General features: G+C 57.6%; 20 protein-coding genes. 5 read left to right on the top strand and 15 right to left on the bottom strand.

Annotation, left to right across the window (positions count from 1 at the left end; all coding sequences use genetic code 11):
* Nucleotides 1–257 precede the first annotated feature (257 nt).
* Nucleotides 258–1,115, top strand: coding sequence for a hypothetical protein (locus JOE09_RS14860; protein WP_205066320.1), 858 nt, complete (start codon nt 258–260; stop codon nt 1,113–1,115).
* A gap of 42 nt (nt 1,116–1,157) precedes the next feature.
* Here JOE09_RS14860 and JOE09_RS14855 read toward each other — a convergent pair whose 3' ends face one another.
* Together JOE09_RS14855 and iolE are read right to left on the bottom strand one after the other, a co-directional pair.
* The gene (locus JOE09_RS14855; RefSeq protein WP_205066319.1) at nt 1,158–2,327 is read right to left on the bottom strand and encodes a Gfo/Idh/MocA family protein; all 1,170 of its coding nucleotides are present in this window, start codon (nt 2,325–2,327) and stop codon (nt 1,158–1,160) included.
* Nucleotides 2,328–2,336: 9 nt separating this feature from the next.
* The gene (iolE, locus tag JOE09_RS14850; RefSeq protein ID WP_205066318.1) at nt 2,337–3,230 is read right to left on the bottom strand and encodes a myo-inosose-2 dehydratase; all 894 of its coding nucleotides are present in this window, start codon (nt 3,228–3,230) and stop codon (nt 2,337–2,339) included.
* A gap of 131 nt (nt 3,231–3,361) precedes the next feature.
* On the opposite strand from iolE, the gene JOE09_RS14845 reads away from it, so the two are divergent.
* The 3 genes from JOE09_RS14845 to JOE09_RS14835 all read left to right on the top strand — a co-directional run bounded on the left by JOE09_RS14845 (nt 3,362) and on the right by JOE09_RS14835 (nt 5,109).
* Nucleotides 3,362–4,183 (top strand): AraC family transcriptional regulator, encoded by an 822-nt coding sequence (locus tag JOE09_RS14845; protein ID WP_205066317.1) that lies wholly within the window; start codon nt 3,362–3,364, stop codon nt 4,181–4,183.
* Nucleotides 4,184–4,250: 67 nt separating this feature from the next.
* The gene (locus JOE09_RS14840) at nt 4,251–4,796 is read left to right on the top strand and encodes an elongation factor P hydroxylase (RefSeq protein ID WP_200562984.1); all 546 of its coding nucleotides are present in this window, start codon (nt 4,251–4,253) and stop codon (nt 4,794–4,796) included.
* 34 nt (nt 4,797–4,830) lie between these two features.
* Nucleotides 4,831–5,109, top strand: coding sequence for a YfcL family protein (locus JOE09_RS14835; protein ID WP_105591211.1), 279 nt, complete (start codon nt 4,831–4,833; stop codon nt 5,107–5,109).
* Between the two features lie 125 nt (nt 5,110–5,234).
* Here JOE09_RS14835 and JOE09_RS14830 read toward each other — a convergent pair whose 3' ends face one another.
* From JOE09_RS14830 to mnmC, 6 genes are all read right to left on the bottom strand, one after another.
* Nucleotides 5,235–6,242, bottom strand: a complete 1,008-nt coding sequence (locus tag JOE09_RS14830; protein ID WP_338049361.1) for an XdhC family protein — start codon at nt 6,240–6,242, stop codon at nt 5,235–5,237.
* A complete protein-coding gene (locus JOE09_RS14825) occupies nt 6,239–6,823 on the bottom strand; it encodes a nucleotidyltransferase family protein (protein ID WP_205066316.1) in 585 nt (194 codons plus the stop codon). The genes JOE09_RS14830 and JOE09_RS14825 overlap by 4 nt, the downstream gene beginning before the upstream one ends.
* Nucleotides 6,820–8,115, bottom strand: coding sequence for a c-type cytochrome (locus tag JOE09_RS14820; protein WP_205066315.1), 1,296 nt, complete (start codon nt 8,113–8,115; stop codon nt 6,820–6,822). Before JOE09_RS14820 ends, JOE09_RS14825 begins: the two co-directional genes overlap by 4 nt.
* On the bottom strand, nt 8,112–10,364 hold the full coding sequence (locus JOE09_RS14815) for a xanthine dehydrogenase family protein molybdopterin-binding subunit (RefSeq protein ID WP_205066314.1): 2,253 nt from the start codon (nt 10,362–10,364) through the stop codon (nt 8,112–8,114). Before JOE09_RS14815 ends, JOE09_RS14820 begins: the two co-directional genes overlap by 4 nt.
* The gene (locus JOE09_RS14810; protein ID WP_205066313.1) at nt 10,361–10,834 is read right to left on the bottom strand and encodes a (2Fe-2S)-binding protein; all 474 of its coding nucleotides are present in this window, start codon (nt 10,832–10,834) and stop codon (nt 10,361–10,363) included. The genes JOE09_RS14815 and JOE09_RS14810 overlap by 4 nt, the downstream gene beginning before the upstream one ends.
* 164 nt (nt 10,835–10,998) lie before the next feature.
* Nucleotides 10,999–12,999, bottom strand: coding sequence for a bifunctional tRNA (5-methylaminomethyl-2-thiouridine)(34)-methyltransferase MnmC2/FAD-dependent 5-carboxymethylaminomethyl-2-thiouridine(34) oxidoreductase MnmC1 (mnmC, locus tag JOE09_RS14805; RefSeq protein WP_205066312.1), 2,001 nt, complete (start codon nt 12,997–12,999; stop codon nt 10,999–11,001).
* A gap of 159 nt (nt 13,000–13,158) precedes the next feature.
* Between mnmC and fabB the strand changes: the two genes are divergently transcribed.
* Nucleotides 13,159–14,382: a beta-ketoacyl-ACP synthase I gene (gene fabB, locus JOE09_RS14800; RefSeq protein WP_105591216.1), complete on the top strand. Its 1,224-nt coding sequence runs from the start codon at nt 13,159–13,161 to the stop codon at nt 14,380–14,382.
* A gap of 35 nt (nt 14,383–14,417) precedes the next feature.
* Here the strand turns inward: fabB and JOE09_RS14795 are convergent, their stop codons facing one another.
* The 7 genes from JOE09_RS14795 to uxaC all read right to left on the bottom strand — a co-directional run bounded on the left by JOE09_RS14795 (nt 14,418) and on the right by uxaC (nt 22,653).
* Nucleotides 14,418–14,684, bottom strand: coding sequence for a YceK/YidQ family lipoprotein (locus JOE09_RS14795; RefSeq protein ID WP_205066311.1), 267 nt, complete (start codon nt 14,682–14,684; stop codon nt 14,418–14,420).
* A 142-nt stretch (nt 14,685–14,826) separates the two neighbouring features.
* Entirely contained in the window at nt 14,827–16,104 is a 1,278-nt protein-coding gene (locus tag JOE09_RS14790; RefSeq protein WP_205066310.1) for an OprD family porin, read from the bottom strand.
* A gap of 20 nt (nt 16,105–16,124) precedes the next feature.
* Nucleotides 16,125–17,522, bottom strand: a complete 1,398-nt coding sequence (uidB, locus tag JOE09_RS14785) for a glucuronide transporter (protein WP_205066309.1) — start codon at nt 17,520–17,522, stop codon at nt 16,125–16,127.
* A 6-nt stretch (nt 17,523–17,528) separates the two neighbouring features.
* Nucleotides 17,529–19,334 carry a beta-glucuronidase gene (gene uidA / locus JOE09_RS14780; protein ID WP_205066308.1) on the bottom strand — a complete coding sequence of 602 codons (1,806 nt, stop codon included), beginning with the start codon at nt 19,332–19,334 and terminating at the stop codon, nt 17,529–17,531.
* Nucleotides 19,335–19,763: 429 nt separating this feature from the next.
* Nucleotides 19,764–20,354, bottom strand: a complete 591-nt coding sequence (locus tag JOE09_RS14775) for a TetR/AcrR family transcriptional regulator (RefSeq protein ID WP_205066307.1) — start codon at nt 20,352–20,354, stop codon at nt 19,764–19,766.
* A 15-nt stretch (nt 20,355–20,369) separates the two neighbouring features.
* Nucleotides 20,370–21,152: a Uxu operon transcriptional regulator gene (gene uxuR, locus JOE09_RS14770; protein WP_205066503.1), complete on the bottom strand. Its 783-nt coding sequence runs from the start codon at nt 21,150–21,152 to the stop codon at nt 20,370–20,372.
* Between the two features lie 88 nt (nt 21,153–21,240).
* A complete protein-coding gene (uxaC, locus tag JOE09_RS14765) occupies nt 21,241–22,653 on the bottom strand; it encodes a glucuronate isomerase (RefSeq protein ID WP_205066306.1) in 1,413 nt (470 codons plus the stop codon).
* Nucleotides 22,654–22,662: the final 9 nt, after the last annotated feature.

The following is a 22,662-nucleotide window of genomic DNA, read 5'->3' as shown; positions in this document are numbered from 1 at the left end:
AGCACCGTCTTTTTTCCATTTGCTGTCAGGCAGTACGTTCCCTGCGTGGGCGTACTGCGCACGCCATAATGACTTTATGCTCACACTTATCTAATTCTCCCCCACGATTAAAGACCTCCTCACCGGCAAGGCGCCTGTTTTCATAATAGCTGCAGGGTAAAATATCGAATATGTCGCCTTGCGATTATTACTATTTGATGGTTTTTTCTTAATGGTATGATCTCTGAATCAGGGATTGATTTAGAGAATGATTTTTTATGAAAGCGAAGGTCTGGTTTTTTTGTATTGTTGCAATGCTGAGCGGGGGGCTTTTTCCCTTAACTGCGAATGCGCTGTTTCAACTGTCTATGTCTTCAGCCTGGGTAACACCGACAACTTTACCGGGGGGGGAGTCCTCTTATAACGTTTGGGCCTATGTGCAAATCGTTGGCGTGGATTTCGACGATCCAACCCCGAATCCATGTTATAAACGATCAGGCTGCAAGCTGCGTTTCGCCTTTTCCGGAGCTTATACAGACGATCCAGGATGGCCAGCCACATACGATGATTCTCAGTACCCCACACTCGGGAATTTTGCCAGCACTACTGCTAATCGGAACGCAATGTATCGCCAGGCTAAAGTGGGGTATACGGTTCCCTATGGCGCAAAGGTGCCTACTCGCGCTGATTGTGTGTATATTGTGCCAACAATAAACAGAGGCTGGCCGGGGGCCAATGAACCGATTAATGGTCTACCGAGAGCGTCACCTTGCACCTATACCTATATGCCTGCTTCGGATTGCAAGCTCAGTCCTAATACTCTGGAGGTTTCCTTCGGTACGGTTGCCCCTGAAGAGGTCAGTACCCGAGAGGTGATCACACCTTATACTTTGCAGTGTACGCCGGGTGTTGAGCGTTACGTCACTATTTCAACGGGGGGGCAAGAAAGGGTTCCAATGAATGGGTCCAGCCGTACCTATGCCGAGCTGGACTGGGGGGCCGGATATGGTAAAGCCTTACGTACACCATTAAAGGATAACGTTGCGCTGAAGTTAAAAACGCGGTTAGTCGGTTTTACCAGCAGTGACGTGGGGGATTTTACCGGCTCGACGGTTGTGCAAATAGCCTATATGTAAGCCCGTAGGGAACATCGATAACCGATGTTCCCTTTTGTCGTTTTAATTATTTACGTTGACCCAGCGGCGCTCATCCATCGAATCCTCAATCGCCTGCAATATCCGCTGGTTCTCCCAGCCGAAGGCAAAGTTCGGATAGCAGTCGTCATCGCGGCAGATACCCTGCACCAGGTCGTGCACTTCCAGCACCTTGACGTCGAAGTAGCCCAGGCCACCGCCGCCAAAATCGAAGCCAAAGAAGGCGGAGTAGGACGGGATCTGGCTACCGGCATACAGGGTTTTGAAGCCCCGGTCGCGCTTATCATCGTTAAAGCGGAACACCTGCAGTTCGTTAAAACGCTCGCCGTCCATATACAGCGTGCCTTCGGTGCCGGAAACTTCCCAGTAGACGCCGAAAATGCGCCCGGCTGAAATACGCGAGGATTCAATCACTCCGGCGGCACCGCTGTCGAAGGTAACCAGGCACTGCATCTGATCGTCGTTTTCCACCTCACGGCGCTCGGCATTGGCTTCAACCTTGCTGGCATAGCCGCTGTCTACGCCCGGGACCGGGCGGGTTTTCAGGTACGTCTGGCCGCTGGCGCACACTTCGCTGATGCCGCCCATCAGATACTGTGCAACCGACAGCGTATGCGCGCCCAGGTCGCCGAGCGAGCCGGAACCGGCCAGCTCCTTCGAGCAGCGCCAGGACCATGGCAGTTCAGGATCGTTATAGAAACCCTGATCGAAAGTGCCACGGAAGCGCACCGGCGTGCCGATTTCGCCGCGTTCGATCAGCTGTTTTGCCAGCTGAGCCGCCGGGGTTTTGATATTGTTAAACGCCACCAAGGTTTTCACCCCGGCTTTGCGCGCGGCTTCTGCCATCTCTCGCGCCTGCGGCTCGGTGACGGCCAGCGGCTTCTCGCAGTAAACGTGTTTACCGGCGGCGATCGCTTCCAGCGCCATCTGATGATGCAGATGGTTAGGTGAGGTGATATCAATCACGTCGATATTCGGGTCCTGAAGCATTTCGCGCCAGTTGCCGAAAGCGTGCAGGGCGCCGAAGCGTTTTGCCGCCTGTTCTGCCATTGCCTGATTTTGATCGGCAATCGCGTAGAGTACCGGCGTTTTGGGCAGGTTGGGGTACAGCAGCGCCGCGCGGCGGATAGCATCGGCATGCGCCTGGCCCATAAAACCGGAGCCGATCAGGCCAATATTCAGTGTGTCAGACATGATGATTCCTTACAGCGAGAAGAGGTGGTTAACATGATTGAAGGCGCGGGTCACGGTCGGGACCGGTGGCGCTTTTAGCGGGTCCTGCTCGGCTTCCACAATCAGCCAGCCGCGATAACCGCTGTGGCTGACGTAGTCAACCACCGGCTGATAGTCGATGTAGCCATCGCCCGGCACGGTGAACATGCCGCCGCGCACGCCTTCGTTGAAGCTCTGATCCTGCTCGTAGACCTGCGCCATGCGCTCGCGGCGGATATCTTTCAGGTGAATATGGCAGATACGGCTGCCGAAGCGGCTAATCAGCGCGGTTAAATCGCTGCCTGCGGCTACCGCATGGCCGGTATCCAGCAGCATGCCGACATCGTTGGTGGTGGCGGAGAAGAAGCGTTCGATCTCATCCTGATGTTCCACCAGCATCATCAGATGGTGGTGGTAGGCCAGCTTCAGGCCGTACTCCTGATACAGCGCCGAGGAAAACTGGCTCATCCGGCGTGCATAGGCGTCAAAGTCGATAGCACTGAGTGCAGGAGAGTGGGAAATGCCGATATCCAGCGGTGTATCACCCGGCATCCCGCCGCACTCGCCGTAGACCATCACTTTACAGCCGAGGCCGTTCAGCAGGCGGGCATGATCGGCCACGTTGTGTAATTCCTGCTCCACGCTGATATCGGCCAGCGTGCCGGAGAACCAGCCGGAGGCCAGCGACAGGCCGGTTTCCTTCAGCAGCGGCTGAAGAGTGGACAGCTCACGCGGGAATTTACGCCCCAGCTCAATGCCCTGATAGCCGATCGCGGCGGCTTCCTGCATGCACTGCAGGGCAGAGACGTTGTCGCCCAGATCTTCCAGCACGTCGTTGGTCCACGCCAGCGGGCTGACGCCAAGTCGAACATTGGTATTGCTCATCATTTCTCCTGTCTGAAATCAAAGTTTGATCCGCGTCGCAAAATCAGTGCCTGCATCGGCATCGAGATTGCATTAGCCGTCATACGGCTGAAGATGGGGGAAAAGATAGCCTGACAGGCCCGGAGGGGTACATGACCAGAGTTGTGAGAAAAATATCTGAAATCACACTACCCGTCGCACCGGTAGAAGGGTATTTTGGTTTGTCGCGCTACAGTCCGGGGGAAACCCACGGTCCGCGCGTTCAGCGCGGCATCCAGTTTATCGCCATGCTGAGCGGCAGCGTAACCATTGAAATTGACGATCGGCCGCTCCTGTTACAACCGGGTATGCTGGCGCTGCTGCTGCCCGGGCAGCGTGAGTTTTTCCGCTTCGATCCCAGCGAGCCCAGCGAACATATCTGGTGCCAGCTGGATTTCGCCGCGCTGCCTGGGGATTTCAATCGTGATTTGCAGCGCCTGCCGCCGACGATTGCCTTTGATAACCAGGTTGAACAGCTGATGGAGCTGGGGATGAGCCTGGCGGCGCAGCCGGCCGGTGCCGCCCGCGCGCTGATTTCGCTGGCGGAAACGCTGCTTTATTATTACGCCTCGCGCAGTGATCGTTCTCACGGTGATACGCAGCAAACCATGCCGAAAGGGGTACGTGAAGCCTGTCGCTATATTGCGATGCGCTATCAGCATCCGCTGGCGCTGGAGGATATTGCCGCCCAGGCGCACTGTTCGGTTAATCATCTTATTGCGCTGTTTCGCCGCCATTTGCACCAGACTCCCGCACGATACCTGCGCGATGTACGTCTTCGCCACGCCGGTCGCCAGCTGATCCACAGCGATCTGCCGGTGGCGCTGATTGCCGAACAGTGCGGATTTGTTTCCCCGTTCCATTTTTCCCGCGCCTTTAAAGAGCACTACGGCCTGGCTCCGCTGGCCTTTCGCCGCCAGTCGCAGACGTTGTAATAGTGCTCGTAACCGGGCTGACATAATGCGACAATTGCGCGTTTTTTTACTTTGACGACAAACAGCTATGAGCACGCAACACCACTATCAGCAGCTGATTGAGATCTTCGATCGCTGCTTTGCTGATGATTTTCAAACCCGCCTGATTAAAGGCGACGATGAGCCGATCTATCTTCCGGCAGACGAGACATCCCCGTGGAATCGGGTGGTGTTTGCCCATGGCTACTACGCCAGCGGGCTGCACGAGATTTCTCACTGGTGCATTGCCGGTGCCGAGCGCCGCAAGCTGGTGGATTTCGGCTACTGGTATTGCCCGGACGGACGTGATGCTAACACCCAGAGTCAGTTTGAAGCGGCGGAGATTAAACCGCAGGCGCTGGAGTGGCTGTTTTCTGTTGCCGCCGGCTTTCCGTTCAACGTAAGTTGTGACAATCTTGAAGGCGATTGTGAGCCAGATCGCATTGCTTTTCAGCGCAAGGTTCATGCGCAGGTCATGACGTATCTGGAGCAGGGTATACCCGCCCGCCCGGCGCGTCTGATTGCTGAACTTCGCTCGTTTTATACTACTCCACCGCTGACTGCGGAACTGTTTCCCTGGCCGGAAGACTTGTAATGCGCGTGGAACGAATTGCCTACAGAGGAATGATATGATCGATGAATTCGAGGCGCGTATTCTGGGCCTGATTGATGACATGGTAGAACACGCCAGCGACGACGAGCTGTTTGCCAGCGGTTATCTGCGTGGGCATCTGACTGTTGCGGTGGCGGAGATTGAACTCTCCGGCGATCATACGCCGGAAGCGTTACAGGCTCATGTTCAGCGCAGCCTGGAAAGTACCATTCAGTCCGAACTGTCGCCGCGCGATCAGGCGCTGGTGATCGGCATGTGGGAAAATCTGTTCCGTCAGGCACGTCAGCCTTCTTAACGTGCCGTGAAGTAAAACCATAGCGGTGGGTCACATGACTTCCCGCTGTGGTTATTCTGTATCACGTTCTCTCCCTGAATCCATCGTGCTTAATGCTTCCCGAATTAAACCTCAGCGAAAAGACTTCAGTTTATCTCTGCGAATTGCGAGCCTTCGCCCGGTGAATCGCTCATGCTCGCCGCGCCGTTTTTAACCCGGACGATATCCGCGATAATCGCCAGCGCGATTTCAGCAGGGGTTTTACTGCCGATGGCCAGGCCAACCGGGCCGTGAATTCGCGCCAGCTGACGTTCGTCCAGGTCGGCAATTTTCCTCAGCCTCTCCAGACGTTTTTCACTGTTTCGCCGCGAACCCAGCGCCCCAATGTAAAAAGCCGGAGTCCGGCAGGCTTCCATCAGTGTCAGATCGTCAATGCGTGCATCATGGGTCAGGCACAGCACCGCACTGTTTGGGCTGCAACCGTGCCGCTCAAGATAGCGGGCGGGGAAATCCGGCCGTGTCTTGTGCGAACTGAATGTTGCCCGCATCGCCTCCCGGTGTTCGCATACCAGCACGGTGAAACCTACAGCGCGGGCAAATTCGATACAGTACTCCGCCACCGGCGACAGCCCGGCAATAATAATCTGCACCGGCGGAGCCAGCCGCAGGCGAAGCGTCGTGTCCTGTCGATGGACGACGGGGCCGGGTGGCGGATGCGGGCAGGGGGTAAGAATCGCGGCTTCGCCGGGTGACAGCGTTTTTTCCTGCGGAAACTCACCGCGCAGCGCCAGCAGCATGCGGTGCAGATAATCTAAGGTTTCGGCGGTGGCCGGCAGATATTCCACCAGCACCTCCAGGCTACCGCCGCAGGGGAGTGAAATCTCAGGGATATCGCTTCCCGCTCCGTATCGAACGAGCTGGCTGGGATTGCGATATGCGCCCTGCGCCAGCTGCTGCATAAAATGTTCTTCAATGCAGCCGCCGGAGAGCGATCCGCACGACGTATTCGTCTGGCTGACCGCCATCAGCGCACCAGGGGAGCGCGGTGACGATCCCCACGTGTCTAGAACGGTACACAGCCAAAGATCCCTGTGCTGTCCGGCCTCGCTCAGCGCAAATTCCAGCACTCTGATATCCGGTGAATGCATGTTCATTGCTCTCGTTGCCAGTCGGCCGGCACGTCAACGTCCCACACGCAGCCGGGATCGCTGACGTCAATCAGCAGGGGGGGATGCCGGGCTAAAATGGTGTGCGCGCCTTCATCGCCCTTCAGCGCCAGCAAAGAGTGGCGCAACGTTCGATCAAAGCCAACCGGATGCCCCGGCTGATTTTGCCACATCGGGCGCACGGTATCGGCAAACTGAAGCGCCTGAAATACCCGCATCACCGTATTCTGCTGTAGCCACGGCATATCGGCCAGCATCACCAGCCAGCCGGTCCACCAGGGACGATTTGCCACGCCAGCGGCAATCGAACTGCCTAAACCGCGACTGGCCAGCAGCGTGACCGCGCAGTGGTAGCGGCGGGCGAGGGCGATCAATTCGCGGTCTTCCGGCCGCAGAACCACATTGACCTGGCCGCCTGCTACGGTTGTCGCCAGATGCAGATTACGCTCCAGTAAGGAGAGCGGGTTACCGTCGGCGGGGGTGGTCTGAAGTTTGTGCTGACCGCTCAGCTGGCGGTAGCGGCTGCTTAAGCCCGCCGCCATCAGCAGTATCCCGGTACTGGCAATCACGATTTATCCTCCGTTTGCTGACGAATCTGCTCAATACGATTCTGCAGGTCCGGCCATGAAGCGCGCTGGGCGAGGTCGGTGCGCAGATAATTCAGCAAAACGGCAATCTGCTGATTGTTCAGTTGATAACGAAATCCCGGCATACTGCCCAGCTCTGCGGTCGCCGGATGCTGGATGCCATCCAGCACGATACGGATCAGATTATCGGGGCTGTCGCTATACAGATTGCTGTTCAGCATCAGTGAAGGGCGCACGCCGTAGAGTTTCGGACCGGTATTCTGTGCGTGGCAGGCCATGCAGGAACCCGCAAACTGGCGGGCTCCCGGTGAGTTTGCCTGCATCATTTGCTGCTCGGCCTGGTTGCTGACCTCTTTGCTGTGGTCCGGCCACGGCGGCTGGAAGCTGGCGAGCCAGGTGGCCATCGCCTTCAGATCGTCCTCCGGCAGCTGCGACAGTCCTTCGGCAATCACCGGGGCCATCGGGCCGGCCGCCACTCCGTGAGACGTGGCGAAGCCTTTACGCATATATTCCATCAGCTGCTGATGGTTCCAGGCGATCGGAGCAGGAGAGTGTGAATTGAGTGCCGGGACACGCCAGCCGTCGACAATGCCACCGCTGAGATGGTGGCTGCCGCCTTTTTCAGCCCCAGCCAGATTCCGCGGTGAATGGCAGGCACTACAGTGGCCCAGGCTTTCACCCAGATAGGCACCACGGTTCCACTCTTCACTTTGCTGCGGGTTTACCGGAAACGGTCCGGGGGTAAGAAAAAGCCAGTTCCAGGCGAACATTCCCTGTCGAACATTAAAGGGAAAGTGCAGTTCAGTTTTTGGTGGACGATAGCTTACGGCAGGCTGGATCATCAGCCAGGCGTAGAGATCCTGCAAATCGTCATCGCGGGTGAGGGTAAATGAGGTGTAGGGGAACGCCGGATAGAGGTAATGCCCCTCGCGATTAATGCCGTAACGCATCGCACGTTTAAACGCGGGGTAGGACCAGCTACCAATGCCGGTAGCGACATCCGGCGTAATATTACTGCTGTAAATAGTACCGAACTGCGTATTAAACGCCATTCCCCCGGCATCGACCTGGCCGCCAGTACGGGTATGGCAAACCTTACAGTCCCCCAGTGCAGCCAGCGTTTTTCCGCGTGCAATTTGCTCTGCGCTAAACTGGCTGGCCTGCGGTGGCGCAACCGGCGCGATCTCCGGCTGCAGACTAAATACCAGCAGCACCGCACCGGCGGCCAGAACCAGGGCCGACAGCGAGAGTGCTCTTTTTTTCCAGCGGTTCATTTTTTTGCTCCCTGTAAAACCTGTAGTACCCGCTCCAGAGTAAACGGAGGAGCACGGAATCGCCTTCCTGTGGCGTCAAATAGTGCATTGGCAATGGCCGCAGCGCCGGGAACGGAGGCGGATTCTCCTGCTCCCATCGCGGGCTGTTCGGGATAATCCATCAGCTGGATTTCCACCTCCGGGAGTTCATCAAAACGCAGCAGCGGATAGCTTCCCCATTCCACTGAAGTGGTGCCGCGATCGTCAAAGGTGACGGTTTCTTTTAACACCCGACTACAGCACTGGATAATATTGCCGTGTACCTGATGGCGAACACCGGCAGGATTGACCATCTGCCCGCAGTCGTGCGTCACAAACACCTTATCAATCCGCACTTCTCCGGTGCGGCTGTTTACGGTCAGATCGCAGACCCATGCAGCCCAGGCCGCGCCGAAGCCGGGAAACTTGCTGTGGAAATAACGCGCCCAGGCGAATCCGCGCCCGTGCAGGAGTTCTCCCTGCTGCTGATGACGATGAGCCGGTCCTTCCTGCCAGCCTGACAGTTTTTTCACCTCATTAATCAGGGCGATCGCGCGTTCATCCTCTATCAAACGCAGACGGAATGCGATGGGGTCCTGTCCGGCGAGGAAAGCCACCTCATCCAGCCAGCTCTCGTGAGCAAACACGTTGGGCAGGGCCGACACGCCGCGCATCCATGATGCACGTACCAGCGGTGCGGCATCTTCACAAACCACCCGCATCTGCGGGAAGCTGTACTGTGGAACAGCGGAACGATCGCCCATGGTTTGCACGTCGGGATTGTTGTCGACTTTGCGTGTGAGCAGCAGCGGCAGGGTCGTGGCGTTATTCGAGGGATAGCAGGTATGCAGCTCGTAGCAGGATACCTTCAGCGCCTCGTCCAGCCCGCCGCGCACGCGCATCAGCTGTCCGCTGCCTTTGGGTTCCCAGGCGGCTTCCTGTTCGCGCATCAGCTGTACGCGAACCGGATAGCCGGTCGCCTGCGACAGCAGGGCGGCATCTGCCGAGACGTCATCTGCGCAGTTGCGGCCATAGCATCCCGAGGCTTCCATCCGTTTAACCTCAATCCAGCGGGTATCCATTTCCAGCAATAGCGACAGATCGCGGCGCAGATCGTGCGGATTCTGCGTGCCGGACCAGATCACCGCCTGGCTGGCAGTGACGTTAGCCACCGCGCACGAAGGCCCGATAGAACCGTGCATCTGGTAGGGCCAGACGTAATCGGCGTCAACGGTGATATGTCGCTCGTTCAGGGCTGTATCAACCCCGGCATCTTCACGCAGGATACGCGGCGTTTTTTTGCAGTCAGTCAGGGCAATCGCCAGATTTTCAGGATCGAGCGCCGGCACCTTCGCCCAGGGCTGCCACGTGACTTTCAGCATGCGCATGGCGGCGATGGCCTGCTCTTCACGGCGGGCGACGATACCAACGAAATCATGCTTAACCACGATTTTGACAATACCCGGCAGATGCGCGATCGAGCTTTCATCCACGGAAATCAGGCTGTGGCCCAGTGGGGCACTGCTGTCGGTTCCCGGATAAGGGGGACGGATAACGCGGCCATGTAACATGCCGGGCAGACGTAAATCGTGAACCCAGCTCAGCCCGCCGGTAACTTTGGCCGGAATATCCACGCGGGCGACCGGCTGGCCGACATAGCGCGGATTCGCTGTATTTAATGGGGTATTGGGATTGAGAGGCTGATGATCGTCTTTATTAGTGGCAAGTTGGGCATAGCTCAATCGTCGGCTCGGGTTACGACTATCAATAACCCATCCTGCTTGCGTTTGTAGCTGTGCCGTGGGGGCGTTCATTGCCGTTGCGGCCAGTTGAATCAGCTGAAGACGAAGCTGGCTGGCGGCTTTTCGCAGTGGAATGGCTGTCACCTGGAGCGTGGAACTGGCGATCGTCGGCCCCTGATCGGGCGTAAGCGAAGTATCACCAAGGATCATCGTCACCGCGCTGAACTCCACGTCCAGCGCATCGGCTACGTACTGGGCCAGCGCCGTGCGCACGCCGGTCCCCAGATCAACATGGCCGTTAAAGGCGGTCACGCTGCCATCGGCAGAAAGCGCAATAAAGCTGTCTAACTGGCCCATAGAGCGTTCACTGACAGGAAAAACGGCATCGGTCAGGCCGGATGCCAGTACGGCGTGCGGCAGCATGGCGCTGACGCTGAGAATGCCTCCGGCCTGTAGCAGCTGGCGTCGGGTAAGGGCGAACAGGTTCATGGCTGCTGGCCTCCGGCGATAATTTGCCGCGCTTTTTCCGCCGCGCGCAGTATTTCCAAATGCGTGCCGCAGCGGCAGAGATTAAACGCCAGCTCGTTTTTTATCTGCTGTTCAGACGCATCAGGCTGGCGGGTAAACAGCGCAACCAGGGTCATAATCATGCCGTTGGTACAGTAGCCGCATTGTGCGGCCTGTTCATCAATAAATCCCTGCTGGACCGGATGCAGCTGCGTTCCTTCAACCAGGCCTTCCAGCGTGACGATGGACTTACCTGCCGCGCTGGCGGCGGGAATACTACAGGAACGCGCGGCGAGACCGTCGATATGAATGGTGCAGGCACCGCATTCACCAATGCCGCAGCCGTATTTAGGGCCGTTCAGCTGGAAATCATTTCGCAGAATATAAAGCAGGGGGGTATCAGACAGCGCATCGTCGATCTCGACGCGCTTGCCGTTAAGCGTGAAGTGCATAGCTGAATCGTCCGTTGATGGCCAGGCACGTCCATCATAAAAGTGCCTGTCCAGATATAATAAAACCCATGAAATAAACATGGGTTTTAAAATTTTAGGCGATTTTTGTGCCAGTTGTTAAGCGGATTTCCCGGCTAACGCACGATTACATTAAAACGCGGCGATTATCGCAGCATTTTGCCTTTTAGCAGCTTACGCACCCAGTAGCGATTGGGATTGGTTGCGGCCAGCGTGGCGTGGTCCAGCGGTATCGGCTCGCCGCACATCTGCGCGGCAAGCACCTCAGCCGCCAGCGGGCCGCTGCACAGGCCGCGGGAACCCAGCGCCCCCAGCACAAAGACCCCCTCGTGTACCGGGGCCGGTTCGGCCTGCTCCGGATGTTGTGAAAGCTGCGCATACTGCACAACCAGTCGATCGTAGTCGGGTAACGCGCCAATGAGCGGCAGATGATCGCGCGAGGCGCAGCGCACGCCGCAGCGTGCGGATTCCGCGCTGGTATCAATCTCTTTCGCCCACTGCGCCTGCGGCAGGCAGCGCAGCAGGCGTTCACGGTTTTCCCGCTGATCCTCATCGCGATAATCAGTATTGCTGTCGCCGCGGCGGTAGCTGGCCCCGATGCAGTGCTGCTGATACTGCGGACTGGCCGGAGTCAGGTAACCGTCATAGCACAATACCTGCTTCAGGGCCGCCAGCCCGCTGCCGCCGGTCACGTGGCTGACCTGGCCGCCTACGGCATAAACCGGCAGTTTTTCGCTCTGAGTGAGATCGGCAATACGGTGGCCGTTGCACAGTACGACGTTGCGATGCTGCACGGGCTCCTGCTGACTGAAGCTCAGCTGCCATTCATCCTGCTGGCGGCTCAACCCGGTCAGCTCGTGCTGCCACTGCACGGTCATTCCCTGCTCGCAGGCCTGACGGATCAATCCGGCGGTCAGTTCGGCGGGGGAGAGCCAGCCGCCCGCAGGATAGGTAATGCCGCCGCAGTCGGTTGCCACACCGGTAATGCGCTGAACCTCTGCGGCATCCACTGCGCGAGCGATATCCGTCGGCAGGTTCATGCCCAGCATATTGGCAATCTTATCCTGGCTTTTTTGATCCCAGCCGAGCTGGGTTACGCCACACCAGTCGTGCTCGAAAGGAACGTCCAGCGCATCGTACATGCGCCGCGCAAAGGTAAAGGCGGCAGGGAAAAACGTCGCCAGCGCCGGATCGTGGTGGGTCAGTAAAGGATAGAGTGCCCCCTGACGATTGCCGGAAGCCCCTTCAGCGGGCGCTGCTGCCTCGCTGTAGAGCGTGACGCGCTTACCGCGACGCAGCAGCGCAAGGGCCAGCAGCGCGCTGGCAACACCGCCGCCAATCAGGGCGATATCGTCACTGCTGGCCGCAGGGCGGGCATACCACGGCGCCTGCAGGGGTGACTCAATGGCAGCGGGCAGATGGCCGACCAGCATCTCACGCTTTTGCCCGTAGCCTTTGCGCTTGCTGACGCTAAACCCTGCTGCCAGCAGCCCGCGGCGGACGAATCCGGCGCAGGTAAAGGTGGCCAGCGTTGCGCCCGGACGGGCCAGCCGCGCCATGCAGGCGAACAGCGCATCGGTCCACATGTCCGGATTTTTCGACGGGGCGAAACCGTCCAGGAACCAGGCATCGACCTGCTGGTTCAGCGTGTCATCAAAAGTGTGAATAAGCTGGTTAATATCGCCAAACCACAGGTCCAGGGTAACTCGTCCGCCGTCCAGCAACAGACGATGGCAGCCCGCCAGCGCGGAAGGCCACTGTTCACGCAGGGCGTGGGCGTAAGGTTCCAGCTCCGGCCAGCTGGCGTGCGCGGCGGCTAAATCGTCAGGATTAAGCGGGAATTTCTCACAGCTGATGAAATGCAGCCGCTGGAGCGGGGCATCGGGCTGCTGTTGACGGAAGCGATCAAACGCCTGCCACAGGGTGAGAAAATTTAAGCCGGTGCCAAAGCCGGTTTCGGCGGCGATAAACAGATCGCGCGGATGCTGAGCAAAACGATCGGGCAGGCCGTTGCCGTCCAGAAAGACATATTCGGTCTCTTTCAGACCATTCTGGTTGGAGAAATAGACGTCATCAAACGCTCGGGATACAGGTGTACCCTGTTCGTTCCAGCTTAGCGCAGCATACTCAATTGGGGCGGTTTTCACGGCAAAGGCTCATTGCTCAGGCGGTGGCGGGATTCTAACTATGTGAGCCAGGCTACGCAAATTTACACAGGGAAAACGCTGATCGGACTTGTTCGGCGTACATCTGTAAGCTAGAGTGCGTGTCGAATCCTAATAATAGAGAAGTAGAAGAGGTATTGAATGAAACGTGCTGTGATTACTGGCCTTGGAATCGTATCCAGTATCGGTAACAACCAGGAAGAAGTTCTGGCGTCATTACGCGAAGGACGTTCCGGTATTACCTTCTCGCAGGAGCTGAAAGATTCGGGCATGCGTAGTCACGTCTGGGGTAACGTCAAACTGTCTAAGGACGATATCTCCGCGCGTATCGATCGCAAAATGCTGCGCTTTATGAGCGACGCTTCTATCTATGCTTTCCTGGCTATGCAGGATGCCGTAAAGGATTCCGGCCTGACTGTAGAGCAATATCAGAATAATCCACGTGTGGGTCTGGTTGCTGGTTCCGGCGGCGGCTCCCCGTTCTATCAGGCGGCCAGCGTTGACGGTATGCGCGCGAAAGGCCTGCGTGGCGTCGGTCCTTACATGGTGACCAAGGCCATGGCTTCCGGCGTTTCTGCCTGCCTGGCGACCCCGTTCAAAATTCACGGCGTGAACTACTCGATCAGCTCCGCCTGTGCGACCTCTGCCCACTGCATCGGTAATGCGGTTGAGCAGATCCAGCTGGGCAAGCAGGACATCGTGTTTGCCGGCGGCGGCGAAGAGCTGTGCTGGGAAATGTCCTGTGAGTTTGACGCCATGGGCGCACTCTCTACCAAATACAACGAAACCCCGGAAAAAGCCTCCCGTACCTACGATACCAGCCGTGACGGCTTCGTTATCGCTGGCGGCGGCGGCATGGTCGTGGTTGAAGAGCTGGAGCACGCGCTGGCGCGTGGCGCTCACATCTATGCTGAAATCGTCGGCTACGGTGCGACCTCTGACGGTGCGGACATGGTTGCGCCATCGGGCGAAGGCGCAATGCGCTGCATGCGTATGGCAATGGAAGGCGTGGATACGCCGGTTGATTACCTCAACACTCACGGCACCTCTACTCCGGTAGGCGACGTGAAGGAACTGGGCGCAATCCGTGCGGTCTTCCCGGACAAAACCCCGGCGATGTCGGCGACCAAAGCGATGACCGGCCACTCTCTGGGTGCCGCGGGCGTGCAGGAAGCTATCTACTCGCTGCTGATGCTGGAGCACGGCTTTATCGCGCCAAGCATCAACATCGACGAACTGGACCCGGCGGCTGAAGGCCTGGACATCATCACCGAACCTACCGAGCGTGAACTGACTACCGTCATGTCCAACAGCTTCGGTTTCGGCGGCACCAACGCCACCCTGGTGATGCGCAAGCTGAAGTAAGTTTTTAGCGGGGGTGAGTTCTCACCCCCGTTCACTCAATCCACGACCTTGCTGTTTCCCTTCCCGCCGTCATCGGGCGTCTGATAGTAGTACCAGCCGTCAAACGGGGCCATTAGCGTGTCACCTACTACCGACAGCGGCAGATCGAACGCGCACAGCGCCGAATCAAAAAAGCAGTGATAGTCCTGCTGCGTGCCTGAATAGAATGAGTTTCTCTGATAGTTTTCCGGGGTTCTGCTGTCCATAGTGGCGCAGCCGGCGAGGGCCGTCAGGCAAATCATCAGCGTTAGTGTCCGTAACATAGTCTGTTCCCTGTGTGCGATGGGCGTAAACAACTTACGGAGGATTGCGATGCGGAGTTGGGCGATAAGTGCGGGGCGCAGTGTAGTTTGTCTGTGAAGGTATGTACGGCGTCAACCACTCACTTCTGACGCCATCGCGGGTTTACTTCAGAATAAAATCATACTGCAGGTTCATTTTAATATCGTAATAGTCCAGCCGGTCGCCAAAGGCACTGCCGTTGCGATGTTCCCGGGCCTTATTTAGCACCAGCAGCGCCTTCGCGCCCTTAAACAGCCCGCCCTGTGGCTGATAGCCGAACAGCAGATTGGTACTCAGCCCGTTAATGGTCACGCGGTGGCGGGTGTCCTCATAGCCGTGGGTCAGAATCGGGGCGATGCCGACAAACGTATCACCCGGCAGATTCAGCGTGCCGCCAAGCTGCACGGACCACATATCGCTGTGGTTACGGTCGATGCTTAAATCGAACGGATAGCCCAAATCGGTATCAATACCGCTCAGCCCGTTGGGTTTATTACCGGTTTTACCCACGCCAAACGAGAGCCGACCGCGCGGTACGATATAACTCAGCTGCCCGCTCATCACCCACGCATTATCCGGTCCGTCATAGCCCGCGCTGGTGCCGTTAAGCCGGGCATAAAACGCCATAAATTCGGGTTTGATCGTCGCCTGTCCGTCGCCCGCCAGCGGGATGCAACGAGCGGCTTTGGTCATCACCTGCGCCGCCACGTCCTCCTGCCAGGAAACGGCCAGCCCGGCGTTATCGCACTGGCGCTGCCAGGCCAGCGCGGCGATATACTGTGCTCTGAGCGTATCGTGGCGATAGGTTTCCGGGTTGACCGGTCCGGTTTTATGCACACCTTCCGCGACGTCCGGGTAGGTATAAATCCCGTGGCGATACATGGCATAAATATCCAGCTCATCATCGACCCGATATTGCATTAATACCGCATCGGATAATGTCGGCACCGTTCGCTGCGACGACGAATTAATAATTAACAGATCCTTGCCGCCGGTATAGGCACTGTCGGTGACCATCCGTCCGGCTTTAATATACAGCTGCTCGGAAACTTTAAATTTCAACGCGGCGGTATAGCGATTAAAACTGTCCGTGCCGTTAAGATACCAGCGTGAACTCCAGTTATTTCGTGCGCCCAGCTTATATACGTAGAAATCCCCGATATCCACGCCCAGCCGATCCTGAAAATAACGGCTGTTATATTCCAGCGCCGCGCCCTGCACCCAGGCGTAAATATCCCGCCCGCTGCCTGCGCTGGGTTTGTCTGCCCGGCGCAGTTCGTTTCTTAAACGCAGTCTTATCTCATCTTCATCCTGTTGATTAAATGAGGATGCATACAGCGGCCAGCTGCAGAGCAGCACGCAGCCGCCGATCAGCGTATTTCTCGCTATCAGTGTCATCATTATTCACCCCGAATGGGTTATTATTCTGTTCTGCGGCGGTAGACCTGGTTTTCTTCCAGTGTCTCTAAGAATTCCTGACTGTTTTTCTTGCGCTGTTCAATCTCAATTAATATCTGCTGATAGAGTTTTTCAGTCAGCGGATAAAAAACCATCCCGATAAAAGCCAGCAGCATAAAGAGCGCGGGGATAACCGCCACCGACAGTTTTATGCCCATCACCGCTTCCGCCGTTTGCGGCTGGTTAGAAACATAGCCGAACGACACAAGAATAAACGCGGGCAGGGAGCCGCCCAGCGCCTGGCCGCATTTGCGGGTGAAGGAAAACAGCGAGTAGGTTAAGCCTTCAATGCGCACCCCGGTGCGATATTCGCCGTATTCCACGGTATCCGCCTCCAGCGCCCACATCACCGTCATGCACAGGCTGGCACCAAAAGACGCGCAGGCAAACAGGGCAAAAGCGGCATATGGCGATGCAGAGAGGAAAAGGAACAGCGTGAGATAGCTGCAGGCGGCAATCCCCGAGCCGAGCAGGAAGGTCGATTTTTTCCCGATGCGCCTGACCAGCCGTGGCACCAGCGGGGCGGCCAGTACCGCGCCGAGGAAGGTTTGAATAAAAATCAGCACGCTGAAGTAGCTCATATCGTTGAGGATATAGCGCACGTAGTACAGCCCGGCGGCGCTGAGTGAAAAGGTACCGGTCAGAGTGGCTATCGCCACCAGGCACAGAATAATCAGCGGGCGATTGCTCTTCAGCGTGCGCAGACTGATACGCAGCGACGGCTGCTCGACCGTGCGGGTGATATTTTCCTGCGTGCTGGCAAAGCACATCCAGTAAAGACCCACGCCGACCACCGCCAGAATCGCCGTATACAGCGTGTAGGTGGACTGCGACTCACCGTGTCCGCCGCCGATAGCCGGGGAGATGACGAAGGCCAGCAGTGTATAGGTAAACGAGGCCATAATCGTGCGGGCGGCCCCCAGCCTGGCGCGCTCCTCCGGGTTCTGGGTCATGGCGGTGGAAAGCGATCCGTAGGGAATATTAACCAGCGAATAGCAGACTCCGAGTCCCATATAGGTCAGATAGATATAGAAAATCTTCTGTCCGTCGCTTAAAAATGACGGCACGGAAAACACCAGGATGCTGAAGATCATCAGCGGCACTGCGCCGAAAAGAATAAACGGCCGGAATTTTCCCCAGCGGCTGCGGGTGCTGTCTACCACTCTGCCCACCACCACATCGGCGACGGCATCGAAAATACGCACCACCAGCAGCATGGTTCCGGCGACGGCCGCATGAATACCGGCGGTATCGGTGTAATAGTTCAGTAAAAACATCGCGCCCATAGCAAAGGCGAAGTTGTTAGCAACGTCGCCTAAGCCATAGCCCACAATATTTTTCCATGTGAGGCTATTTTTCATCGGGGATTACTCCGCATCGCCGGGTTTGGTGAACGGGGTACGCGAGGTCCAGCGATCGCGCAGAATAAATGCGGAAGATTTCGGCTTTCTGTCACGCGTGAAGATGCCTTTTTTGTTACCGCCGACGCGAATAATGTTCTGCGAGGTGGCAAAGTCGGCAAAGTTCCACACGTGTTCACCCACTACCGCACTGACGCGATCGAACACCCGGTGATACATATCGAGGAAGGCGTTCTGGAACTCTTCGCTCCACATCTCCTGATAGGACGAATGCAGCCCCGCCAGCGTATCGGCACCGTATTCGGTGATGATAATCGGTCGGTGCAGTTTCTCCTGCCAGGCGCGCAGCTCGGATTCCAGCGCGCGTTCCGCCTTCGCCAGATTCGCCGACTGGGTGTACCAGCCGAAGTAACGGTTCAGGCACACCACATCAAACAGATCGGTGATGGTGTCGCTCTCGGCAGTGCAGAACATCACGTTAACGCAGGTGATAGGGCGGGTAGGGTCCAGCTCGCGGGTGGCGGCAGCCAGCGGGGCAAAGTAGTCCCGGGCACCCTGCTGGTTGGCATCCGGCTCGTTGGCAATGCTCCACATCACCACCGACGGGTGATTTTTATCGCGGGCAATCAGCTCTTCAATCGCCCGCAGGTGCGCCCGCTGGGTTTCATCGTTGACCGCTTCGTCGGAGAACAGCTGCGCCGGTTTGGCCGCGCCGTCAAAGGTGATGCCCAGCGCCAGATTCAGCCCTACCGCAGGGGTTTCGTTAATCACCACAATGCCGTGTTCGTCGGCCCAGTCGAGCATCTCTTCGGCGTAGGGATAGTGCGATGTCCGGTAGGAGTTGGCCCCGATCCAGTTCATCAGGGCATGATCGTGCACCATCAGCGCGTTATCGAATCCTTTACCGCGAATATCGGCGTCTTCATGTCGGCCAAAGCCGGTGAAGTAGAAAGGCCGATCGTTGATCAGGAACTGTTCGCCCACCACTTTTACCGTACGAATACCGATGCGCAGCGGATACTCGTCGTGGCTGCTGTCGTCACTGACCGTGGCCCACAGGGTATAGAGATAGGCATTGCCCGGCTGCCACAGATGCGGCGCATTCACCCGCAGTTCACCGCTGGCTCCCTCGCTTTCGGCGACGATCTGCTGCTGGCTGTCCTTCAGTACCACGCGCACCTTGCCTTCTGCCGCCACGCTGTAGCGGACGGTAGCGTGCTGGTGGTTGTCGGCGAGTTCGGTGACCACGTGGATATCGCGGACGTGGGTTTCCGGGGTGGTGTAAAGCATTACGCTGCGATGGATACCGGCGTAGTTAAAGAAATCGTGGAAGTAGAGCTGCTCGCGTTTACCGGCATCGTCCTGCACGATGGTGCCCGGTGGGATGGTCTGCCAGCTCAGCTCGTTGTTGACGCAGACGGTGATGCGGATGCTCTCGCCGGGTTTGGCCTGCGGGGAAATCACGCATTCAAACGGGGTATAGCCGCCCTGATGTTCCATCACTTCGCGATCGTTCACCCACACCTTGCCGTAATGGGTGACCGCGTCAAAGCGCAGTACGATGCGGCGATCCTGCCATCCGGCCGGGACGATCAGCGTGCGCTGATACCAGACGTTGCCGACGTGATTGCGGATTTCCGCATCGGCGAACTGCTCGTTAAAGCTACCGGGAACCGCAATGCTGCGGCTGTCGTTCAGCGGTTGAAGCCACCAGCGCTGGCTCATTCCCTGGTTGTCACGGTCAACGGCAAAGTCCCACAGGCCATCCAGCGTTTTGATTTCGCGACTACGGGTTTCAATGGGTTTTAACATCGATCTCTCTCCATTACAGGTTTAAAAAACGTAAAGGTTAACCAGTTTTAAAATGGTCAACCAAATTGCTAACGGCTTAAACAAATACCATGCACGTCTCAGGATCGTTATCGGCAGAAGCGATCGATGGTGGATGGATCATAAAAGCCGCGCGCCAACAGATGGAAAGGAGAGGGAGTTCACGTTCGTCGATTGAGGGTCATTGACTTTCAGCGCCAGATGATCAATCGAACGTTCGTTCGAGTGCGGGGTATAAAAAATAGCACGATGACATTAATCTCATATTGCTGTTTTAACGGTGATTATTTAAAAAATGGAGTGCTGAGTGCTGAGTGCTGAGTGCTGAGTGCTGAGTGCTGAGTGCTGAGTGCTGAGTGCTGAGTGCTGAGTGCTGAGTGCTGAGTGCTGAGTGCTGGCTGGCCGCGCCGTTTAGCCAACCGGGCGCAGCACGCCGTTTATCATTGCCGACAGCGCCCGGCGGCGCTGCGCTTCGCTCAGCGCGGAACCGGTGGCGGTATCGGCCAGAATACCGTAGGTCAGGGAGAGCAGCAGACTGGACGTGGCGGGCAGATCGAGATCGGCAGCCACCGCGCCCTGCTGCTGCGCCTGCCGAAGACGAGACTCAATCATCGCCATAATCGCCTGATGTTTGCGGTCCAGCATCTCCGCCACCAGCGGGTTACGCATGCCCTCGGCCATAATCTCTACCACCAGCGCGCGCTGCGCGCGATCCTCCTCGCGTACCGCCAGCAGGTTGTTGACGATCGTCTCCACCAGGTTGCTATCGGGTTTATCCTGCGCAAAGCGTGAGAAAGCGCGCAGCTGGTCTTCCTCGATGATTGCCTCCACCAGCGCCTCTTTACTCGGGAAGTGGTGATAGAGCGTGCCGGGGCTGATTTCGCTGGCTTTGCAGATGTTTTTCATCGATGCGCCGTGGAAGCCATCGCGGGAAAAACAGGTGCGGGCCGCGGCCAGCACGCGCAGCCGGGTTGGGGAAGGAGGAGTGTTTTCAGAATCCATGCTGATCGCTCGACGTCAGGAATTAAGGTGATTTAACGGCCATGAAGTAAACAGATAGCCGTCAAAATTGATGTCATCAACGTCGGAGAACTCCAGCAGTCGGTTTTTGACGTTTTCCAGGTGCTGCCACATCGCCTGCTTGGCGGCTTTGGCATCCTTCTTAATCAGCGCAGCAAGGATGTGCTGATGGTCGGTCAGCCACTGTTGACGGTAGTGGGTATCTTTCAGATGGCTGTGCAGCTGGGTCCACATCGGATTATTTTCACGCCACTGCCAGGACTGGCGAAACAGGTCAACCAGCATGCTGTTGTGGGTGGCTTCGGCAATCGCCAGATGAAACTGCATATCGCCGCTTTCGTGGTCGTCGCTGACCAGCTCCTGCTCTTCGATCTGCAATGCGCGCCGCATTTTAATGATGTCGTCGCGGGTAGCCTGCTGGGCGGCAAACTCGGCAATATTGCTCTCCAGCAGCTGGCGCGCCTGCAGCAGCTCGAACGGACCGGCGGCGCTGTCGGAGGTGACCGCCGCGGGAGCCGCGTCGGATGGCTCAGCAGGCATATCGGTAACGAAGATCCCCGCGCCGCGCCGCACGTCGACAAGGCCTTCGATCTCCAGCATGATCAGCGCTTCACGCACCACCGTCCTGCTGACGTTCAGCCGCTCGGCGATTTCACGCTCGGGGGGCAGCCTGTCGCCCACCGCATACTGCTGCTGGGCAATCATGTTACGCAGCAGGGTCCCCACTTCCTGATAGGGGCGCTGCTGGCCGGTCTGTTTTATCGTGCTATCCGCTTTCATCTTCTGTACAGGCATCCGCAGTCACCGATTGATGTCGGCCACTATAGCATAATGGGTCAGCCAGTTTCTGCGTCTGCCGTGGGGAAGATCACGCTATGGCGAAATAGCGCCGTGCGTTTTTAAAACAGATGTCCTCAACCAGTCCGCTGAGCATTGTCTCATCGTCCGGCAGCTCGCCGTCCTCTACCCACTGGCCGATCATATTGCACAGCAGACGGCGGAAGTACTCGTGGCGGGTGTAGGAGAGGAAGCTGCGCGAATCGGTGAGCATGCCGACAAAGTGGCTGAGGAAGCCCATCTGTGCCAGCTGGGTCAGCTGCGCGGTTATGCCGTCTTTCTGGTCGTTATACCACCAGCCTGAACCAAACTGCACCTTCCCGGCGATCCCCGCTCCCTGGAAATTGCCGATCATCGTCGCCAGCACCGCGTTATCGCGCGGGTTGAGGCAGTAGAGAATGGTTTTCGGCAGCTCGTTGCTAACGTCCATACTGTCCAGCAGACGGCAGAGCGGCCAGGCGATAGCTCCATCGCCGATGGAATCAAAACCACTGTCGGCACCGAGCTGCCGGAACATCCGCGTATTGGTGTTGCGGATAGCACCAATATGCAGCTGCATTACCCAGCCGCGCGCCGCATACTGCCGCCCCAGCCAGACCAGCACGGCGGTGCTGAACTGTGCCGTTTCCTGCTCGCTCAGTTCGCCGCCGGAAAGACGCTTGCTGAGGATGCGGTCCAGCTGCGCGTCGTCCGGCACCGGCGCATAGCGCAGCGTTTCAATGCCGTGGTCGGCCGCACGACAGCCGTGGCGGGCAAAGTGATCCAGCCGTCGGGTCAGCGCGGTGCGCAGATGCTCAAAGCGGGTGATGCTGACGTCCGCTGCTGCGGCCAGCTGGTGCAGATAGTCGACGAAGCCCGCAAGCTCGATTTTAAAGACTTTGTCCGGTCGCCAGCTCGGGGCAACCTCAACGGAAAACCCCGGGTCTTCCGCTATCTGGCGATGGTAAACCAGCGAGTCGATGGGATCGTCGGTGGTGCCGACCATCTGCACGTTCATCTGGCGCATAATCCCGCGCGCGGAAAATTCCGGCGTGGCCAGCTGCTGGTTACACTGCTGCCAGATGGCCTGCGCGGTATCTGGCCCGAACAGCGTATCCCTGATGCCAAACGGGCGGCGCAGCTCCAGATGCGTCCAGTGATAGAGCGGGTTGCCCAGCGTGCGCGGCACGGTATTCGCCCAGGCGAGATATTTTTCGTAATCACTGCTTTCGCTGCCGGTAATCAGCGATTCATCGACTCCGGCGGCACGCAGCGCCCGCCATTTGTAGTGATCGCCCGCCAGCCAGATCTGGCTGAGATTCTCAAAACGCCGATCCTCGGCAATTTCCTGCGGATTGAGGTGGCAGTGGTAATCAAAAATCGGCATGGCTGCCGCATAGCGATGGTACAGCTCGCGCCCGGTGCCGTTATGCAGTAGAAAATCCTCACTCATAAATTTGCTCATCAGTTCCTC

It is taken from the genome of Pantoea coffeiphila (assembly GCF_016909495.1).
Classification (GTDB): Bacteria; Pseudomonadota; Gammaproteobacteria; order Enterobacterales; family Enterobacteriaceae; genus Erwinia; species Erwinia coffeiphila.
The sequence above is the reverse complement of the archived record's forward strand: the minus strand, read 5'-3'. Positions and strand labels throughout refer to the sequence as shown.

Coding starts and splice junctions, on each gene's coding strand:
- JOE09_RS14860 (WP_205066320.1), top strand. CDS start 258: ATGAAAGCGAAGGTCTGGTTTTTTTGTATTGTTGCAATGCTGAGCGGG.
- JOE09_RS14855 (WP_205066319.1), bottom strand. CDS start 2,327: ATGTCTGACACACTGAATATTGGCCTGATCGGCTCCGGTTTTATGGGC.
- iolE (WP_205066318.1), bottom strand. CDS start 3,230: ATGAGCAATACCAATGTTCGACTTGGCGTCAGCCCGCTGGCGTGGACC.
- JOE09_RS14845 (WP_205066317.1), top strand. CDS start 3,362: ATGACCAGAGTTGTGAGAAAAATATCTGAAATCACACTACCCGTCGCA.
- JOE09_RS14840 (WP_200562984.1), top strand. CDS start 4,251: ATGAGCACGCAACACCACTATCAGCAGCTGATTGAGATCTTCGATCGC.
- JOE09_RS14835 (WP_105591211.1), top strand. CDS start 4,831: ATGATCGATGAATTCGAGGCGCGTATTCTGGGCCTGATTGATGACATG.
- JOE09_RS14830 (WP_338049361.1), bottom strand. CDS start 6,242: ATGAACATGCATTCACCGGATATCAGAGTGCTGGAATTTGCGCTGAGC.
- JOE09_RS14820 (WP_205066315.1), bottom strand. CDS start 8,115: ATGAACCGCTGGAAAAAAAGAGCACTCTCGCTGTCGGCCCTGGTTCTG.
- JOE09_RS14815 (WP_205066314.1), bottom strand. CDS start 10,364: ATGAACCTGTTCGCCCTTACCCGACGCCAGCTGCTACAGGCCGGAGGC.
- JOE09_RS14810 (WP_205066313.1), bottom strand. CDS start 10,834: ATGCACTTCACGCTTAACGGCAAGCGCGTCGAGATCGACGATGCGCTG.
- fabB (WP_105591216.1), top strand. CDS start 13,159: ATGAAACGTGCTGTGATTACTGGCCTTGGAATCGTATCCAGTATCGGT.
- JOE09_RS14795 (WP_205066311.1), bottom strand. CDS start 14,684: ATGTTACGGACACTAACGCTGATGATTTGCCTGACGGCCCTCGCCGGC.
- JOE09_RS14790 (WP_205066310.1), bottom strand. CDS start 16,104: ATGATGACACTGATAGCGAGAAATACGCTGATCGGCGGCTGCGTGCTG.
- uidB (WP_205066309.1), bottom strand. CDS start 17,522: ATGAAAAATAGCCTCACATGGAAAAATATTGTGGGCTATGGCTTAGGC.
- uidA (WP_205066308.1), bottom strand. CDS start 19,334: ATGTTAAAACCCATTGAAACCCGTAGTCGCGAAATCAAAACGCTGGAT.
- JOE09_RS14775 (WP_205066307.1), bottom strand. CDS start 20,354: ATGGATTCTGAAAACACTCCTCCTTCCCCAACCCGGCTGCGCGTGCTG.
- uxuR (WP_205066503.1), bottom strand. CDS start 21,152: ATGAAAGCGGATAGCACGATAAAACAGACCGGCCAGCAGCGCCCCTAT.
- uxaC (WP_205066306.1), bottom strand. CDS start 22,653: ATGAGCAAATTTATGAGTGAGGATTTTCTACTGCATAACGGCACCGGG.